The 18041-nt window shown below is 51.8% G+C and carries 16 protein-coding genes and 1 tRNA gene; 4 read left to right on the top strand and 13 right to left on the bottom strand.

What is annotated here, in order from left to right:
• Nucleotides 1-8: 8 nt before the first annotated feature.
• From BZG13_RS00810 to BZG13_RS00800, 3 genes are read right to left on the bottom strand one after another with little or no spacing between them, the layout of a single operon-like run.
• Nucleotides 9-2108, bottom strand: coding sequence for a chemotaxis protein CheA (locus BZG13_RS00810; protein WP_077484313.1), 2100 nt, complete (start codon nucleotides 2106-2108; stop codon nucleotides 9-11).
• 21 nt (nucleotides 2109-2129) lie between these two features.
• Nucleotides 2130-2489, bottom strand: a complete 360-nt coding sequence (locus BZG13_RS00805) for a response regulator (protein ID WP_069363402.1) — start codon at nucleotides 2487-2489, stop codon at nucleotides 2130-2132.
• Nucleotides 2490-2511: 22 nt separating this feature from the next.
• Nucleotides 2512-2769 carry an STAS domain-containing protein gene (locus BZG13_RS00800; protein ID WP_077456543.1) on the bottom strand — a complete coding sequence of 86 codons (258 nt, stop codon included), beginning with the start codon at nucleotides 2767-2769 and terminating at the stop codon, nucleotides 2512-2514.
• 362 nt (nucleotides 2770-3131) lie between these two features.
• On the opposite strand from BZG13_RS00800, the gene BZG13_RS00795 reads away from it, so the two are divergent.
• Both BZG13_RS00795 and BZG13_RS00790 read left to right on the top strand, forming a co-directional pair.
• Nucleotides 3132-3207, top strand: a tRNA-Phe gene (locus tag BZG13_RS00795).
• A 260-nt stretch (nucleotides 3208-3467) separates the two neighbouring features.
• Entirely contained in the window at nucleotides 3468-4730 is a 1263-nt protein-coding gene (locus tag BZG13_RS00790; protein WP_077484311.1) for an HD-GYP domain-containing protein, read from the top strand.
• 11 nt (nucleotides 4731-4741) lie between these two features.
• Here the strand turns inward: BZG13_RS00790 and panC are convergent, their stop codons facing one another.
• From panC to thpR, 8 genes are all read right to left on the bottom strand, one after another.
• Nucleotides 4742-5635 (bottom strand): pantoate--beta-alanine ligase, encoded by an 894-nt coding sequence (gene panC / locus BZG13_RS00785; RefSeq protein WP_077484309.1) that lies wholly within the window; start codon nucleotides 5633-5635, stop codon nucleotides 4742-4744.
• Between the two features lie 11 nt (nucleotides 5636-5646).
• Complete coding sequence (panB, locus tag BZG13_RS00780) at nucleotides 5647-6441, bottom strand: 3-methyl-2-oxobutanoate hydroxymethyltransferase (RefSeq protein WP_077456537.1); 795 nt, start codon at nucleotides 6439-6441, stop codon at nucleotides 5647-5649.
• A gap of 35 nt (nucleotides 6442-6476) precedes the next feature.
• A complete protein-coding gene (folK, locus tag BZG13_RS00775; protein WP_077484307.1) occupies nucleotides 6477-6968 on the bottom strand; it encodes a 2-amino-4-hydroxy-6-hydroxymethyldihydropteridine diphosphokinase in 492 nt (163 codons plus the stop codon).
• Nucleotides 6965-8329 carry a polynucleotide adenylyltransferase PcnB gene (gene pcnB, locus BZG13_RS00770; protein WP_206744306.1) on the bottom strand — a complete coding sequence of 455 codons (1365 nt, stop codon included), beginning with the start codon at nucleotides 8327-8329 and terminating at the stop codon, nucleotides 6965-6967. The genes folK and pcnB overlap by 4 nt, the downstream gene beginning before the upstream one ends.
• Nucleotides 8330-8432: 103 nt before the next feature.
• Nucleotides 8433-9317, bottom strand: a complete 885-nt coding sequence (gene gluQRS / locus BZG13_RS00765; protein WP_077484302.1) for a tRNA glutamyl-Q(34) synthetase GluQRS — start codon at nucleotides 9315-9317, stop codon at nucleotides 8433-8435.
• A 186-nt stretch (nucleotides 9318-9503) separates the two neighbouring features.
• The gene (dksA, locus tag BZG13_RS00760; RefSeq protein WP_046074011.1) at nucleotides 9504-9953 is read right to left on the bottom strand and encodes an RNA polymerase-binding protein DksA; all 450 of its coding nucleotides are present in this window, start codon (nucleotides 9951-9953) and stop codon (nucleotides 9504-9506) included.
• Between the two features lie 123 nt (nucleotides 9954-10076).
• Nucleotides 10077-10799, bottom strand: a complete 723-nt coding sequence (sfsA, locus tag BZG13_RS00755; RefSeq protein WP_077484299.1) for a DNA/RNA nuclease SfsA — start codon at nucleotides 10797-10799, stop codon at nucleotides 10077-10079.
• A gap of 19 nt (nucleotides 10800-10818) precedes the next feature.
• Nucleotides 10819-11370 (bottom strand): RNA 2',3'-cyclic phosphodiesterase, encoded by a 552-nt coding sequence (thpR, locus tag BZG13_RS00750; protein ID WP_077484297.1) that lies wholly within the window; start codon nucleotides 11368-11370, stop codon nucleotides 10819-10821.
• Between the two features lie 65 nt (nucleotides 11371-11435).
• Between thpR and hrpB the strand changes: the two genes are divergently transcribed.
• Both hrpB and mrcB read left to right on the top strand, forming a co-directional pair.
• Nucleotides 11436-13889: an ATP-dependent helicase HrpB gene (gene hrpB, locus BZG13_RS00745; protein ID WP_077484294.1), complete on the top strand. Its 2454-nt coding sequence runs from the start codon at nucleotides 11436-11438 to the stop codon at nucleotides 13887-13889.
• 8 nt (nucleotides 13890-13897) lie between these two features.
• Nucleotides 13898-16237, top strand: coding sequence for a penicillin-binding protein 1B (gene mrcB / locus BZG13_RS00740; RefSeq protein ID WP_077484292.1), 2340 nt, complete (start codon nucleotides 13898-13900; stop codon nucleotides 16235-16237).
• Between the two features lie 113 nt (nucleotides 16238-16350).
• Here mrcB and BZG13_RS00735 read toward each other — a convergent pair whose 3' ends face one another.
• On the bottom strand, nucleotides 16351-17121 hold the full coding sequence (locus BZG13_RS00735) for an ABC transporter permease (protein WP_069363391.1): 771 nt from the start codon (nucleotides 17119-17121) through the stop codon (nucleotides 16351-16353).
• Nucleotides 17118-18041, bottom strand: coding sequence for an ABC transporter ATP-binding protein (locus BZG13_RS00730; RefSeq protein ID WP_077484289.1), 924 nt, complete (start codon nucleotides 18039-18041; stop codon nucleotides 17118-17120). The genes BZG13_RS00735 and BZG13_RS00730 overlap by 4 nt, the downstream gene beginning before the upstream one ends.

The raw sequence follows: 18041 nt of genomic DNA, 5'->3' as shown, positions 1-18041 counted from the left end.
TCATCTCCTTATGCCGCGGCAATATGGCCGCTCGCATCACTGACACGGGCTAAAAACTGCGTGATCAAGCCTTGAATATCTAAGATGAGAGATACAGAGCCATCGCCTAAAATGGTCGCGCCAGAAATACCCGGTACGCGAGCGTAATTGGACTCCAAGCTTTTAATCACCACTTGCTGCTGACCAAGTAGATCATCAAGTAACAGACCGACCTTTTTATCTCCCGCTTCCACCAAACACAGCAGTTGTTTATCGAGATCATCGTCAGTGCTGCCCAAGCCAAACTCTTCTTTGAGTCGAAGAATGGGAATATTTTCTTCTCTCAAGCGATAGAGCTGCACACCGGATGCGGTCTTAATTTGGCGACTATCCACCTGAAGCGATTCAATGATAGAAATCAAAGGCACTACGTAGACTTCTTCAGCGATTTTCACCAGTTGACCGTCCAAAATCGCCAGTGTCAGCGGCAAGCTGATTTTGAAGGAACAGCCTTGATCTACCGTTGAGTGCACATCAATATTGCCACCTAACTGCTCGATATTGCGCCGTACCACATCCATGCCCACCCCACGTCCAGAAACATCAGACACCTGTTCTACGGTTGAAAAGCCTGGGGAAAAAACCAGGTTAAATACATGGCTATCCGTCAATTCACAGAGCGGGATATCATCAGAAATCAGCCCTTTATCAAGTGCTTTTCGCCAAACCCTTTCTTTATCTAGACCTGAGCCATCGTCACTGACTTCAATGACAATCGAGCCACCTTGGTGATAAGCATTCAGATGCACCATCCCAGTTTCTGGCTTGCCTTTTTCCACGCGTACTGCCGGGGTTTCTAAGCCATGATCAACCGCGTTGCGAACCAAGTGAACCAGCGGATCAGAAATGCGCTCAAGCACGGTTTTATCTAGCTCGGTATTCTCTCCCTCAATCACCAACTCCACTCGCTTTCCCAATTGCAAGGATAGGTCGCGAATCAAGCGAGGGAAGCGGTTAAAAGCAAAACTGATGGGCAACATACGGATATTGAGCACGCTTTCTTGCAGCTCTTTGGTATTGAGCATCAGTTGCTCAAGGCCAGATTGCAATTGCTCAAGCCGCTCAGGGGAGAAGTCACTACTTAACTCTGCCAGCATCGACTGCGTAATCACTAGCTCGCCCACGAGGTTGATTAGGTTATCGACTTTATCGATGTCCACGCGGATCGAGGAGACACTGGCATCACTTTTCACCGCGGGTTTGTTAGCTTTCTTGACAGCGGGGGTTGGCTCGGAAGATGAGGCATTTTCCGACGTTTGTGGCTCAGTGACAGGCGCTTCCGCCGCAGTAGACGCGGTATCCATATCACTGGGCACGCTACGATGAATGGGGTTAATGGTGAGATCGCATTCGTCTTCAACCCATTCGAAAATCGCTTCGATTTCATCGCGTGGGACATGACCATCAACCTGAATATCCCACCGTAAATACAGCTTTTCTGGGTCTAGCTGCGCAAAGTTTGGTAGGTGGGTAGGGTCACAACGAACCTCCGCCCCACCAGGTAATGCATGTAACTCACGCAAAATCCGCACAGGATCATTGCCTGAAAATAACATCGCTGGATCCGGCACAAAGCAGATTGCCCACTTTTCGATATCTGAGCCGGCCGGCTCTTGCGGGGCCAGGTCAGTCGACAACGGCGCCGAGGAGAGATCGCTTGATGAGGAAGAGGCAGAATCATCACTATCCATGATCGCATTGAGGGCGGCATTGACTGCATCGGGTTCGCTTTTGTCGTACTCAGCGTCATTTTCGTAAGCCTCAAGCATCGCGAGAATGCAATCCACACCACGCAGAAGAATATCAATGGTTTGCCTATCGAGTTGTCGGTTGCCCTCGCGTGCCTCATCAAGCAAGGTTTCCATCACATGGGTGAAGCGGCTGATATCATCAAGATTAAAAGTCGCCGCGCCACCTTTAATCGAGTGCGCGGCACGGAAAATGGTATTCATGGATTCAAAATTTGCTGCACCGAGGTCGAGTGCGAGCAGGCCTCTTTCGAGCACTTCAAGGTTCTCGCGACATTCCTCGTAGAAAATGCGTCGCAATTGATCCATATCCATGGCCATATCCCCCTCCGTTGATGTGCCTTACAGCACACGCTTGAGTGTTTTCAATAAGGTATCGGGATTAAAGGGTTTGACGATCCATCCAGTCGCGCCCACCGCCTTCCCCGCCGACTTTTTCTCAGCAGAGCCTTCGGTGGTCAGCATCAAGATAGGCGTAAACTTATATTGCTGCACCTCTCTCACTTGTTTAACAAATTCAATGCCATCCATTACTGGCATATTGACGTCGGAGATGATCAAATCAAACGTTTTAGACTTTGCTTTTCGCAATGCATCGGCCCCGTCGTTGGCCGTCTCAACGTGATAACCTGCCTCCTTTAATGTGTGGCTCACCATTTGCCGAATGGATACCGAATCATCCGCTGCGAGTATATTTGCCATCCTCTTACTCCAACTCCGTCGATCAACTATGTAGTTTCAATAAGGTGGTCATGCCAGTCTGTTGCGCTGAGATAAACAGGCAGTCAGGGACGTTCAACCACTCAACATCATCACAAGTCAGTACCCACGCCAATAACAACTGCAGGCCAGCACCATCGATTCGGCTCAGTTGGCTCGCGTCAATCACACATGAAGAGGCGTCCGCGACTTTCGCCTCCCAGTCCGCTTTGGCTTGCTGTACGTGAGAAACGTCGAGAGATTCTCCGAGTTCTATTTGCATGGCTGAACCGCCCTAAACGGTTGTCAAAAAAGACATCTCATTGGCTTGTTGAATAAGTGTAGCAATAATCAATCGAACAACTTATATAAGGCCTTATTTTTGCTGAGGAGGTTTTGGTCAATGCCTTGTTTATGAATCAGCACCATCAAAAATAAAAATTAAAAAACAATAAGATAAGAAAATCAGGTGGGATAAATGACAAAGCAAAGACACCTTTATGTGGCTTTTTGTCAATGCAAATTAATGAATAAGATCACAAAAAATCGATATGCCAGGCAGGAATTCAGGTTTATACCCATGGAATGCGTCAGTTAAATAGACTTTGACATTCTTAGGTTAATGCTATTAAATAGAGCACCTTAGCCCGGATAGCTCAGTCGGTAGAGCAGGGGATTGAAAATCCCCGTGTCGGTGGTTCGATTCCGCCTCCGGGCACCATATTTAAGAAAAATCCCTGCTCAAACGAGTGGGGATTTTTTTATGCCGACACCGTGTCGGTGACCTTGCAGGCCGCACCTTGCAGGCCGCACCTTACTGCGACAGCGAATCCCCCCTACTCTGACACTTTTTGCTACCCTTTAAGTCAATTTTCGTTCAGTGCGATAGCGATTAGGCTTTTTACTCAATAGCGCCTGTTTATGGTAGTCTGTTGAGGGTTATTCTTGTCTTTTACCTCATGGATCGAGTGTCATTAACGCATGTCAGCCAATAGCATTAAACTCTCAACAGAGCGACTTCAAGCCGGTCTTTATATCAAACTGCCGCTAAAATGGCGCGATCATCCGTTTATGCTTAATCGTTTTCAAATAGAAAGCGAGGCACAAGCGAAGGTAATACGCTCGCTCCCAACAAGCTTTGTCTACTACTACCCAGATAAAAGTACGACGGTCCCCTTACCCGCGCTGACAGAAAAAAAAGAAAACCCGGATGAAGTCGATCCACATGCAGTCAGCCGAGAAAAAGCGGCGATGGAGCAGGAAAAACAACAGCGAATAGAAGAGCAACGCCGCTTTCGTGCACGCATTCAAAAAGTGCAGAAGCACTATCAACGTTCAATGGCACAACTGCGGGCGATCAATATGAAAGCGGCCAACCGTCCTCAAGCGGCGAACGAGGATGTCCGCATGCTCGTCGATAGCATGATGGTCTTTGGTAGCGAGTCGAATGTCACCCTGCACCTGATGGACGATCCGAGTTTGGCAGAAGACATGTATGCGCACTCACTGAATGTGGCCGTTCTCGCGCTGATGTTGGCACGCAGTAACGGGTACGACAATGACCAGCTTCGCTCGCTGATCACCGGCGCAGTGCTGCATGATATCGGTACCAAGAAGGTGCCGTCGGCCATCGTGCGAAAAAAGGAGCGACTGACAGAGCCGGAAATGAATTACTACCGTCAACATGTTAATTATGGGGCGGAGCTGGTAGCAGAAATGGAAGAGTGTACCCCTGAAGTCGAAACCATCATTGCCCAGCACCACGAGTTTGCTAACGGCAGTGGCTTCCCCAAAGGCCTATTGGGTGATGACATCGACGAAGCGGCGCAGATTGTCAGTATGGTGAACTTTTTTGACCGCTTATGTCGTCCTCAGTTTGGCGCATCCGCACGGATGCCTTTTGCCGCCTTGTCTCATCTTTTTAAAGACAATAAAGCCAAATTCAACCCGCGTCTGTTGGCACTATTTGTCAAGATGATGGGCGTTTATCCGCCAGGAACGGTGGTAAAGTTGTCGAATGACGATCTCGGCATGATTATCTCGGTGAACAGCTCTGCCCTACTTAAACCCAATGTGATGATTTATGACCCGGATATTCCTTCTGATCAAGCCACCATCATTGACATGCGTGACAGTGAACTAGAGATAGACACGGCTGTGCCTATCTCTAAACTGCCAGACGCGGTAAAAGAATACCTGAAGCCGCGCACCCGGATTTCGTATTTTATGGACGCTGACGGCTAAGCGACGACACATTAATCGCCACTAGGATCAGCTTTTTCCGCTTTCTCGACGGCTCGATGCAGCTCCACCGTCAGGTTATCAATAAGGCGTGTCGTACCAAGATAGGCGGCGACGAGAATCACCGCTTGTCGGCTGTTTTCATGCAATTGCGCAAGAGACGTGGCGTCACGAATATAAAATTCATCAGGCTGTAACCCCGCCGCACGCAGTTGATCGTGAGCATCTTCAATCAGATCATCGAGATCACGACGCCCATTACGCATTTGTGCACTCATCCAGCGCATGGTTTTCGCCAGCACTGGTGCACGTTGACGCTCATCGACGGTTAGGTTGTTATTACGGGAGCTCATCGCCAACCCATCGCTTTCACGCACGGTAGGCACACCAATAATTTCAATCGACATAGCCATGTCTGCCACCAATTTGCGGATCACCGCCAATTGCTGAAAGTCTTTTTCGCCAAAACAGGCCACCGCCGGCTGCACCAAATTAAAGAGTTTGCTCACCACGGTGGCGACACCACGGAAATGACCGGGGCGCGATGCCCCTTCTAACATGGTTGAAAGTCCTGGCACCTCAACTCTAGTGTGTGCATCCAATCCGTGTGGATAGAGGGTATCGGCCGTTGGTGTAAACACCAACTCCACGCCCTCCTCACGCAACTTGGTCAAATCATCATCCAATGTACGCGGGTAGTTGGTTAAGTCGTCCGCGCGATCAAATTGCATCGGATTAACAAAAATGCTGACCACCACCACATCGCCTTGCTCCCGGGCTTTGCGCACCAAGGTTAAATGCCCTTGATGGAGATTCCCCATGGTCGGCACAAAGGCGATGCGCTTGGCCGCTTTTTGCCACTGATTAATGTGATCGCGCAGTGGCGCCACCTCAGAAATTACCTGCATACTCGGTCTCTCTATTTAAACGTGTGGGCGGAACCGGGAAATTCGCCACTCGCCACTTCTTGCACATACTTAGCCACTGCCGCACGCGCATCACCGGTCTCTGCCAAGTAGTTTTTCGAGAACTTAGGCATGTAATTTGCCGATACGCCGAGCATATCATGCATGACCAAAATTTGACCATCTGTGTCACCGCCCGCGCCAATCCCAATCACAGGCACAGACACGGTTTCAGTAATGCGCTTGGCCAGTGAAGCGGGAACGCATTCCAGCACAATGATCTGCGCGCCGGCTTTTTCTAGCGCGATCGCATCGGCTACCATTTGCTCGGCTTTTTCTTCCTCACGGCCTTGTACTTTAAAGCCACCAAAGATATTCACCGATTGCGGGGTAAGACCTAAGTGCGCACAAACCGGCACGGCGCGCTCGGTGAGCATTTTCACCGTATCAACCAACCATGATCCGCCCTCGACTTTGACCATATTGGCGCCCGCTTTGATCAATGCTGCGGCATTGGTGCAGGCTTGCTCAGGGGTGGCACAGCTCATAAATGGCATGTCGGCCATTAGCAAACTATTTGGACTCCCTGCTCGGACACAGCGGGTGTGGTACGCCAGCTCGTCAACCGATACCGACAAGGTATCGCTTTTACCTTGCAGCACCATGCCTAACGAATCGCCAACCAATAAAACAGGCACATCCTGCTGCTCAAACAATTGAGCAAAGCTCGCATCATAGGCAGTCAAGGACGCAAATTTCTGTCCTTGCTGCTTCCAAGTGATCAGATCGGTAATTGTGATTTTTTTCATTGTGTCTCCCAAAGCCTGAAACTGGGGCCCACCGATTAAACGTGATCGCAAATACGGGTTAAACCATTGCGATCAACGCGCGTCAGGCACGCGGCGAGGGTGCTGCCATCAGGCAAGCACAAGTCGGGGGCGATATCGGCAAGTGGATAAAGCACGAACTCACGCACTTTCATGCCATAATGTGGCACCGTCAGTCGCGGCTCGTCGATGACGCGATTGCCATAGAGTAGAATATCAAGGTCCAAGGTTCTTGGTCCCCAACGCTCTGCTTTGCGTTCCCTGCCATAATCAAGCTCAATCGCTTGTGTTGCATCCAATAGTGTCAGAGGGTCAAGCTGAGTGTCCAGCGCCGCGACGGCATTAACATAATCGGGCTGATCGGCCGGCCCCATGGGTTTGCTGGTATAAAGGGCTGACGCTGCCACAAAATGACTCTGCGGCAGTGACTTTAACGCAGCAACCGCCTGTTTGGCTTTTTCTACAGGATCACCGAGATTGCTGCCAATGGCGATATATACCCGATTCATGCGTCTGAGTTTGACTGCGGTTTACGCCGACGTGGCGGCCCTTTACGTCGACGAGACTTGGGTTTACGCGTATTATGAGCTTTATTGATCGCACGCACCATTTTTTGGCGGCCACTTTGATCGGCACGCTGAAAGTCTCGCCACCACGCACACAGCGCTTCTGTCTCTTCACCTTCTACCGCACCGCGCATCTCAAGCAAATCAAACGCGGCACGGAATTTTTTCTCGTCCAACGTTTTAAACGCACGCGCCCCGGTGCGACGCGTCATGCGCATTTGCAATTGCCACACTTCACGTATCATGGCGGTGAAGCGCCGCGGAATGGCGATGGTCTTCACTTGCTCATCCACAATATCACTGGCGGCCACCATGAAGGCGTCGTAGTAGCTCAAGCCACTTTCAAATGCCATTTCTTCCGCCCGTGTCACCAAGGGATACCAAAGCATGGCGGCAAATAAGAAAGCCGGGTTAATGCGTTGTTCGTTGACTACCCGCTTATCGGTTGAGCGTAATACCTGCTCTAGCATTTGCTCTGTTTGGCTGGTTTGTGTCTCGGTAAAGTGTGCGGCCACTGCCGGGAAGAGTTGCTGAAATAAATTGTACTCGCGCAACATTTGATATGTCGCGACCCCTTGACCGGATTGCAACAACTTCAAGCTTTCTTCAAACATTCGAGCGGCCGGGATATCTTGCAATAACGGCGCAAGCTCGATAATCGGCGCGGCGGTCGCGCTGTTAATCGTCATATCGAGCTTAACCGCAAAGCGCACCGCGCGTAACATCCGTACTGGATCTTCACGGTAGCGCGTTTCAGGATCACCGATCAGGCGGATAACGCGGTTATTGAGATCATCAAGCCCCCCTGCGTAATCCCGAATAGAAAAGTCGGCGATATTGTAATACAGCCCGTTCACCGTAAAGTCACGGCGCTGCGCGTCTTCATCGATGGTGCCATATACATTGTCACGCAATAGCATCCCATCTTCTGAGCGAGCCGTTTGCTTATCTTTCTCGCCTTTGCCGTGGTGGCCTCGGAATGTGGCCACCTCAATCACATCGCGGCCAAATAGGATGTGGGCAAGACGAAAACGCCGCCCAATGAGTCGACAGTTACGAAACAGCTTTTTGACTTCATCTGGGGTGGCATCGGTGGCAATATCAAAGTCTTTGGGTTCACGCCCCAATAAAAGGTCTCGCACACCGCCACCAACGAGGTACGCTTCAAAGCCCGCTTTGTGCAGGCGATAAAGCACTTTCAGCGCATTTTCGCTGATACCTTTGCGCGAAATGCCATGTGCTTTGCGGGGGATAACTTCCAACTTAAGATCCTCAATTGCGCGTGTTTTACTATCACGATTCAGAACCTTACGGCAAAAGCTGGTCACTCGATTAAAGATAGCTCACCTCGTATTTAATTGTTCGGGCCATGAAACAGCGGCATATAATATATCAGGGTGGGCCATTTTAGAATGCTGTCGTCACTTCCGTTTTTCTCGGTATCTGTGCCAACGACCAACGCTTAACCGCCAGGTCTAATAATTGGGTGGGACTCTCCACCTCTTGCTCAGCCACTCCATGCAAACCAAGAAACGTCATCGCTGCGCGTAAAGCAGGAAGCGGCGCTTGGTTATCAATGGCAGGGGCCCGGTTTTGCTTAGAAAGCTTATGTCCCTCTGCATTGACAGCCAGAGGCAGGTGTAAATAACGGGGCACGGGTTGGCCGAGTTGTTGGTACAACGCGATATGGCGCCCTGTCGGCATAATCAAATCTGCCCCACGCACGATATCGGTCACGCCTTGATCGATATCATCGAGTACCACCGCAAGATTATACGCATACAAGCCGTCGCGTCGCTTAATAATAAAGTCTTCGTTGGCCAGATGCGCATCAAGACCAAGCGTACCATGCAACCTGTCCTGAAAAGCGAGTACCTCGGCAGGACTTTTTAGTCTCACCGCCGCCGCTTGCGCCCCTTTATCTTTATCACGACACCAACCTGGGTAAACGCCACCCGCCTCTTTGATTTGCCGCCGGGTACAGGTGCAATAATACGCCTGCCCAGCGCTTAACCAAGCGTCAATCTGCGCTTGATAATCAGAAAGGTGCTGGCTTTGGTAACGCACCTCTCCGTCCCACGCAAAACCAAACGCCTCCAGCGTGCGCAAAATGTCACTCGCGGCGCCCGGCTGCTCGCGAGGCGGATCGATATCTTCAATCCGAACCAGCCACTGCCCATGGTGTGCGCGCGCATCTAAATACGAGCCAAGTGCCGCCACCAATGAGCCAAAGTGTAGCGGGCCCGACGGGGAAGGGGCAAAACGGCCAATATAAGCGGTCTGCGAAGTCATGATAAGCGCATAGACAGTAGTTGCGACGCCTGCAGCGAGAGTGAATAGCGCAAATTGTACGGGGATCTTGCGCTAACACAAGCACCCTAAAACACAAAAAGGGAGCCGAGGCTCCCTTTTATCTGTCTGCTTTCTCTCTGCCAACCACGGCGAGCGAACAACGAGTGCAAATATAACGCGCCAGCGTTAGCCAGCCATTTGCTTTTCTTTTAGCTCAGCCAGTGTTTTACAGTCAATACACAACTCTGCTGTTGGGCGAGCTTCTAAGCGGCGCACCCCAATTTCGATACCACACGAGTCGCAAAAGCCGAAGTCATCATCTTCGATACGCTGCAATGTCTTATCGATCTTCTTAATCAGCTTGCGCTCGCGATCGCGGTTACGCAGCTCTAGGTTGAATTCCTCTTCCTGTGCTGCACGATCGACAGGATCGGGGAAATTGGCCGCCTCATCTTTCATATGATTCATGGTGCGGTCGACTTCTTCCCTGAGCTGATTACGCCACGCATTGAGGATTTTACGGAAATGCTCAAGCTGAGCCTCTCCCATATACTCCTCTCCAGGTTTCTCCTGGTATGGCTCTAATCCGGCAATGGCCAGGATGCCCAGCGATTTCTTTTCTTTGCTTTCTGGCATTCAGCTTCTCCTAAAAAACCTTGACATGACCCGTGTCTGTCAAATGAGGGCGCTATCTATAGCAGAAAGCCTTTAGGGTGGCAATCTTTGATTTACGCCGCGCAACGCCCAATGTGAACATGCTTACACTTTTGCGTTATGACTAACAAAAGGTACGGAATTAACCAGATTTAGCTCACTCGGCGACATCTGAGCCTGATAGCAGATCACTTCTACCCCTGACGCCAGCGCCTGATTTAATAACTGGTTATAATCCGGGTCGATATGGGGGGCGCCTGTGACTTTTTCAATCCCTGAGTGCAAAACAACGAATAATAAGACCGCACGATGTCCTTGCTCTGCCATCGCCATCAATTCACGCAAGTGCTTTTGCCCACGCGTGGAGACGGCATCCGGAAACGCTCCCCAGCCGTCTTCCTCCAATAATGTGACACTCTTTACTTCTATATAGCAGTCAGGTTTGTCATCGTCACGTAATAGTAGGTCTATGCGACTGTTTTCGCTGCCATAGCGTACTTCCGTCTGTAATTGTCGATACCCCACTAGTTCAGGAATACTACCTGCCTGCACCGCCTCAACCGCTAAGGGGTTGGCACGTGCCGTGTTGACACAAATCCAGTGTCCCTGCTGGGTATGATTAAGCTCCCAACTATGCGGGTATTTACGTTTGCTATTATCGGAGGTGGAAAACCAAACCGTATCGCCTGGCGTCGCACAACCGGTCATCGCCCCGGTATTGGCACAATGCATGGTCAGCAACTCGCCATTAGCCAGCGTGACGTCGGTTAAAAAACGTTTGTAGCGGCGTACTAAGGTTGCCGACGCTAGTGGTGGGGAAAACTGCATCTGCCGTTCCTGCTGGTGATTAACAAAGGCTGAATTGATGCAGGCATTGGTATAACGCCCGCCCCTCATTATCTCGCGGTATCGATTCATCTGACGCGGAGGAAGGCGAAGCATATAACCCAAACCGTTGACAGGCAAATGTCTGTGTTGGCATAGGTGGTAGGTGTAAAGCTTGTTGATGCTTGACGCCACGACGCAAGGTAATATGCGGCGTAAACGTATGACTGTCCGCTTTCGCGTGCCAAACGGGTAAGGTTTGTAAGTGATGAGCTAGGTCAAACAATACCGACGGGGGTTGGTTGAAGGTTACACACGCAATTTTCGGCTGCTCCCATACTTCAACACCTGAGGTAGTGAGAGAAAACGCAGGCAGAGCTAGGTTACTTGCCGCGGCTTGGAGCGCAGGGAGCTTGGTATCAGGAACCTCCCCCAAAAACGCCAAGGTGAGATGTAAGTTCTGATCGGGCACCGCGCGCCCCTCACCACAAAGATGATGGTGGTAGCGAACCAGTTGCTCCCGAGCGGCTTGATTGGTTTTCTCGTCCAAACCTAATGCGAAAAATAGTCGCATGGGCTCTCCTTTTACGCTCAGTCCGTTAAAATAGTCACTTTGATTCTGACACAAAGGGCGAATTCTTGTCTCAGCTTCCCATTGATGCCGTGATACCCAACCTGATAGACGGGCTCGCGACCTATCCGCAGATCCTCTTATCCGCACCACCGGGCGCGGGTAAGTCGACGCGCTTACCCCTTGCGTTGCTTGAGCAGGCCTCACTGCCGGGAAAAATCGTGCTACTGGAGCCCCGTCGGCTCGCCGCGCGCAATATTGCCCGCTTCCTCGCCCATCATCTGGGTGAGCCGATAGGCCAAACCATCGGTTTACGCAYGCGGGGAGAGACCAAAGTCAGTGCTCAAACGCGTGTTGAGGTGGTCACTGAGGGGGTGCTGACACGTTTGCTGCAAACCGACCCCATGCTTGATGGCGTGAGTGTGGTCATGTTCGATGAGTTTCACGAACGCAGCCTGCATGCCGATCTCGCGCTCGCCTTGAGTCTAGATTGCCAAGCTGGCTTGCGAGATGATCTGCGTCTGGTGGTCATGTCTGCGACCTTAGATAATCACGCCTTGGCGCAACATTTACCCGACGCCCTGACCCTGACAACTGAAGGGCGCAGCTACCCGATTCATTATCACTATCACCCACTGTCACGGCATTCACAATGGGCCAGCGCAGTGGCTAGCGCCAGTCTTGATTTTATCGCTCAACACGCGGGGTCGGCCCTACTCTTTCTCMCCGGTGTGAGCACGATTAGACAGGTTTATGCCGCCCTAGAAGGGCGCCTCCCTGATGACATGGATTTGCATCGTCTTCACGGTAGCCTTGACGCCTCGGCGCAACACGCCGCGATCGCCCCTCCTTCTACTGGGAGGCGTAAGTTAGTGCTCACAACCAATATCGCTGAGACCAGTTTAACCATCGAAGGGATCCGGTTAGTGATCGATGCGGGACTTGAGCGGATGGTTATCCATCAAGCACAAACGGGTATCGATAAGCTAGTAACACGGCAGATCACACGCAGTGCCGCCATTCAACGCGCAGGTCGCGCCGGTCGCCTTGAGGAAGGACAGTGCCTACGCCTATACAGCGAAGAGCAGTTTCAACGCTTACCAGCCACTCCTACCGCGCCGATCTTACGAGAAGACTTAACCGATCTTGCCCTCAATATCATCCAGTGGGGCTGTGATGTGAAAGATTTACATTGGCTTGACGTGCCGCCCACCAAGCATTGGCAAGCGGCCTGTATCAGGCTGACACAATTGGGGCTGATTGATACGCGCCAAGGACTCACCGCGCTGGGGCAACGTGCCATTCAATTGGCGGCTAGCCCACGCGCTGCCGCCATGTTGGCTCGGGCTGAAAAGGAGGACACCTCTGTGTTATCCACCGCCTGCTGGCTCGCCGCATGGGCCGACAAGCCCATGACCTCAAGATCATCGCTGGCGCTGGTTGACCAATTACAATCGGTCATGGCTCACAAAGACTATCAAGACCGCGCCCAGTCACTGGCACGGACACTTGGGATAAGATTGCAACGCTCCCTCGATGAAGCCATGTTGCCACTGCTGGCCGCTAACACTTGGCCAGATAGAGTCGCATTGAGACGGGGAAAAACGAGACGCTTTATGATGGCCAATGGTCACGGCGTGACACTCGATAGTCAAGACGCACTCAGTCACGCTGAGGCAATCGTGGTTTGTGATGTGATGGCCGGCGAGCAACACGACAGCCGCGCCTACAGTGCCATCGCGCTTTCACTGGACACGCTACAACAGATGCGCCCCGACTTATTACGTCAACATGAGGTCGTACAATGGGACGACCATCGCGGCACGCTAAAAGCAGAAAAACAGCAACGCCTCGGCGAATTAGTGCTTTATCGTGAGCCACTGAATACACTCAGTGCTGAGCAGCAGGCGCAAGGATTATTAGACGCCGTACGCCAAAAAGGCATTGATGCGTTGAACTGGCAACGCAGCAGCCAGTCCTTGCTCACCCGCGCCCGCTGCGCGCAAGCCTGGGGACTAGATATTATGCTACCGCCACTTAGCGACGACGACTTATTGGCATCGCTCGATACCTGGCTCGCGCCATTTATTCACGGCATGTCGCGCTGGCAAACCCTGCAGCAGCTAGATCTCAAGCCCGTGTTAGAAGCTTGGTTCGGCTTTGCGGTCACCCAACAATTGAACGCGGCGCTGCCCACACATATGACCGTCCCAACGGGCTCACGTTATCCTTTGCGCTATACGCCAGACAGTGCGCCCGTCTTAGCGGTGAAAATGCAAGAGATGTACGGGCAGGCCCAAACGCCCACCCTGGCTAACGGCAAGGTGACGGTACAAGTAGAGTTACTTTCCCCCGCTGGACGCCCGCTACAAATTACCCAAGATCTGGCGGGCTTTTGGCAAGGCAGTTACAAAGAGGTGCAAAAAGAAATGAAAGGGCGGTACCCTAAACACCTTTGGCCTGATGATCCGGCCAACCATGTGCCAACCCGAAAAACCAAGCGCCATTTTAATCAGAGTTAAGCTATTGTATGGCAGAAAAAAAAACACGCTCACGCCCGAGCAATAAAAAACGTTCATCACCCAAACGCCAGCCCAAGAAGACGCCGACTAAGCCAAGTTGGGGGAAACGCCTGTTAGGCTTAGGGCTAAAGTGCAGCCTCGTCGGGATTGCCGCCGTGGTCATGTTAGGGATCTATCTAGATGGCAAAATCCAAGACAGATTCAGCGGCCAGATTTGGCAGCTTCCTGGGGTCGTTTATGGCCGAGTCATCAACCTGTCTCCTGGTAGCGATTTTTCCCTCTCACAGCTACGCCAGCAACTGGATGCGCTTAATTATCAGAAGGTACGCACCCCAAAACGCCCTGGCGAGTACTCGGCGTCAAGCACCCGGCTTGAGATCATTCGTCGTCCATTTGATTTTGAAGATGGGCCCGCGCCGGCACGTCATGCGATGTTGAGCTTTGCTGACGGCCAAGTGGATAAAATCACCGAGGTAAGCAGCCAACAACCGCTGGGGTTATTGCGTATCGAACCCAAGCTATTGGGCATGATGGAGTCCGGCATTCGTGAGCAACGCTTATTCTTGCCACGCGAGCGTTTCCCTGAGTTTTTAGTTGAAGCCTTGATCACCACAGAAGACAGAGACTTCTATCACCACGAAGGTGTTTCGCCTACCGGTATTTTACGTGCACTCGTCGCCAATATTCGCGCAGGGCGCACCGTGCAAGGAGGCTCGACGCTGACTCAACAGTTAGCTAAGAACTTGTTCCTTACCCGTGATCGCACCTTGTGGCGTAAGGTACAAGAAGCTTACATGGCACTGATCCTGGATTTTCGCTATAGCAAAGACAAAATCATTGAGGCCTACCTCAATGAGGTTTACCTCGGCCAAAGCCGTGGTGAGCCGGTGCACGGTTTTCCTTTAGGGGCGCGCTTGTATTTCGGTCGTCCTATCAGTGAGCTACGTGTCGATCAACTCGCATTACTAGTTGGCATGGTAAAAGGGCCGTCCTACTACAACCCCTTTCGCCATCCTGAACGCGCCAAAACACGACGTGATCTGGTATTACGCTTGATGCTCGAGCAAAATCTGCTCACCAGTGCCAATTATGATGCCGCCGCCAGTCGTCCGCTCGATATTCAGGCCACCCCGACGCTATCGCGTCCCCAGCCCGCCTACTTTGATCAGCTCAAAGAAGAGATCCGCCACAATGTCGGGGATAAATATGCCGCGGGCGAAGGGCTGCGTATATTTACCACGCTCGACCCTGTCTCACAGCAAGCGATTGAAGGCGCAGTCGTCGATAAGGTCAAGGCACTTAAAGGCCGAGCAGGTAACAAGCTTGAAGCGGCAGCGGTGATTGCCGACCGCCGCAGCGGCGAAGTTCGTGCCATGGTCGGCGGCGCACGCCCGGGTTTCGCTGGCTTTAATCGCGCATTAAACGCCAAACGCCCCATCGGCTCACTGTCAAAACCGGCGGTGTATCTGACCGCGTTGAGCCACCCGGAACGTTTCCAGCTCACCAGCAAGATTGACGATAAACCCATTCGTTTAGAAGGCAGCCAAGGCAGTCGCTGGCAACCGCGCAACTATGACCGCCAATACCGAGGCCGTGTGTCCTTACTCACCGCTCTTGCCAAGTCTTATAACGTCCCGACGGTAAATCTCGGCATGCAGCTGGGGTTAGATGAGGTGATCAAGACCTTCGGCAAACTGGGCGCCAATACCGAGAATATCCCTCAAGTACCGTCTTTGCTTCTTGGCGCGTTTAGCATGAGTCCGTTCGACGTTACCCAAATCTACCAAACGCTCGGCAGTGGTGGGCAACGTGCCCCCTTAACCGCCTTACGCGCGGTCACCACCAAAGAGGGACAAAACCTTTATCAAAACTGGCCAAAAGCAGAGCGTGTCGTGCCTCAGCAAGCTGGCTGGCTGACGCTATACGCGATGAAGCAGGTCGTTCAGCAAGGGACGGGACGCTACTTGACGCGTCGCCATGGCAATGTGGCACTCGCGGGCAAAACCGGTACCACAGATGATAACCGCGATAGTTGGTTTGTCGGTATCGATGATAAAGAAGTCACCACGGTGTGGCTTGGCCGCGACGATAACCAATCAACCGGGCTCACCGGCGCTTCAGGGGCATTGCGTGTCTATGATGATTATCTCAGTCGCCGAGGCGCCAGTGCGCTGACATTATCATGGCCGGCTAACGTCACCACAGTCGCCGTGACCCAGCAAGGCAGTCAGTATCAGCTGAATTGTCGTGGAGAGATGTCGCTACCGATTTGGGACATTGATGGGCAGTTTGCCAAACGCTGTGGTCAGTCAGACCCGGTCGGGTGGCTAAAAGGTTTGTTTAACTAAGCGTCAGCACACCATCAGGCGTCATTGTTCAAGCCAGCAATAAAAAGCCCCGGCCATGATGGCCGGGGCTTTTGTATCCGGTATCAAACCGAATTATTGGTACTGCGAGGTCGTTAACTACGCAAGCCTGTTCCTTTGGAAATCAAGCCCCACGCCAGGGCATACAGCCCGATGATGAACAGCATCAGCACCCCAAACGATGTCATGATGCCGACATCTGACACGCCAAGAAAGCCGTACCGGAACGCGTTCACCATGTACACAATCGGGTTCAGTTTTGACACGCCCTGCCAAAACTCAGGCAGCAGGGAGAGCGAATAAAACACCCCCCCTAGGTAAGTTAATGGCGTCAAGATAAAGGTAGGGATCAGGCTAATATCGTCAAAGGTTTTGGCGAAAATAGCGTTAATCAGTCCACCCAGTGCAAACACCGCCGAGGTCAACACCACGGTGGTAATCACAATCAACGGATGCGCTATCTGCAAGTCGACGAAGAACAAAGAGGTCATGGTCACCAAGGCGCCGACCGCTAACCCCCGACACATGCCACCACCAATGTAGCCGGCAATGATCACGTAGTTTGGAATGGGGGCGACCAACAACTCCTCAATATTATGTTGGAACTTGGCACTAAAGAAAGACGATGCCACATTCGAGTACGAGTTGGTGATCACCGACATCATGATAAGCCCGGGCACGATATACTCCATATAGGAGAAGCCTTCCATCTGGCCAATCCGCGAGCCAATCAGATTACCGAAAATAATAAAATAGAGGCTCATGGTAATCGCGGGCGGCACCAAGGTTTGCACCCAGATACGGGTAAAGCGCGCCACTTCTTTATGAATCAGGGTGCGAAATGCCACCCAATACAAAGCATTCATGCACGCTCCTCCCCATTTTGCTGAATTAAGGTGACAAATAACTCCTCAAGGCGGTTTGCCTTGTTGCGCATCGACAGCACCTGCACCCCTTGTTGCGACAACTGGTCAAAGACAGGGGTCAATCCGACTGACTTATTCACTTCCACTTCCAAGGTATTGGTATCGGTTTTCTGCCAATTAACACCGTCTAAGGTGCTCAGTTTATGCCCCGGCTGTAAATCAAGGATAAACGTCTCTGCGTCCAGCTTCGCCAGCAAGGCCTTCATGGAGGTATCTTCCACCAGCTCTCCTCGATTGATAATACCGATGTTGCGACACAAGGTTTCGGCTTCTTCAAGGTAATGGGTGGTAAGAATGATGGTGATCCCTTGCCGGTTTATCTCGGTGAGAAAGTCCCACATGGAACGACGCAGCTCAATATCGACGCCAGCGGTTGGCTCATCCAAAATCAACAGGCGAGGCTCATGCATCAACGCGCGGGCAATCATTAAGCGACGCTTCATGCCCCCCGACAAATTACGGGCAGGCTCATGGCGCTTATCCCATAAATCGAGCTGCGAGAGGTATTTTTTCGCGCGTAATTTGGCTTGGTCGCGGGGCACACCATAGTAACCCGCTTGGTTCACCACGATTTGTTCCACTTTCTCAAACTGGTTAAAGTTAAACTCTTGTGGCACCAGCCCGATTTGTTTTTTAGCTTCCACTTTTTGGCTATCGAGATCGTAGCCAAAAATGCTCACCTGCCCCTGGGTTTTATTCACCAGTGAGCTCAAAATGCCAATGGTGGTGGATTTACCCGCCCCATTTGGCCCCAATAGCGCATAAAAATCGCCCTCCTCGACAGAGAGCGATACCCCTTTTAGCGCCTTAACACTGGTCCCATAGGTTTTGACCAGGTCTTTGATGTCGATGGCTTTCAT

This window comes from Salinivibrio sp. ML323, assembly GCF_001995745.1.
Lineage (GTDB): Bacteria > Pseudomonadota > Gammaproteobacteria > Enterobacterales > Vibrionaceae > Salinivibrio > Salinivibrio kushneri.
This window is presented reverse-complemented; position numbering and strand designations above follow the sequence as displayed.

Coding starts and splice junctions, on each gene's coding strand:
- BZG13_RS00810 (WP_077484313.1), bottom strand. CDS start 2,108: ATGGCCATGGATATGGATCAATTGCGACGCATTTTCTACGAGGAATGT.
- BZG13_RS00805 (WP_069363402.1), bottom strand. CDS start 2,489: ATGGCAAATATACTCGCAGCGGATGATTCGGTATCCATTCGGCAAATG.
- BZG13_RS00800 (WP_077456543.1), bottom strand. CDS start 2,769: ATGCAAATAGAACTCGGAGAATCTCTCGACGTTTCTCACGTACAGCAA.
- BZG13_RS00790 (WP_077484311.1), top strand. CDS start 3,468: ATGTCAGCCAATAGCATTAAACTCTCAACAGAGCGACTTCAAGCCGGT.
- panC (WP_077484309.1), bottom strand. CDS start 5,635: ATGCAGGTAATTTCTGAGGTGGCGCCACTGCGCGATCACATTAATCAG.
- panB (WP_077456537.1), bottom strand. CDS start 6,441: ATGAAAAAAATCACAATTACCGATCTGATCACTTGGAAGCAGCAAGGA.
- folK (WP_077484307.1), bottom strand. CDS start 6,968: ATGAATCGGGTATATATCGCCATTGGCAGCAATCTCGGTGATCCTGTA.
- gluQRS (WP_077484302.1), bottom strand. CDS start 9,317: ATGACTTCGCAGACCGCTTATATTGGCCGTTTTGCCCCTTCCCCGTCG.
- dksA (WP_046074011.1), bottom strand. CDS start 9,953: ATGCCAGAAAGCAAAGAAAAGAAATCGCTGGGCATCCTGGCCATTGCC.
- sfsA (WP_077484299.1), bottom strand. CDS start 10,799: ATGCAGTTTTCCCCACCACTAGCGTCGGCAACCTTAGTACGCCGCTAC.
- thpR (WP_077484297.1), bottom strand. CDS start 11,370: ATGCGACTATTTTTCGCATTAGGTTTGGACGAGAAAACCAATCAAGCC.
- mrcB (WP_077484292.1), top strand. CDS start 13,898: ATGGCAGAAAAAAAAACACGCTCACGCCCGAGCAATAAAAAACGTTCA.
- BZG13_RS00735 (WP_069363391.1), bottom strand. CDS start 17,121: ATGAATGCTTTGTATTGGGTGGCATTTCGCACCCTGATTCATAAAGAA.
- BZG13_RS00730 (WP_077484289.1), bottom strand. CDS start 18,041: ATGAAAGCCATCGACATCAAAGACCTGGTCAAAACCTATGGGACCAGT.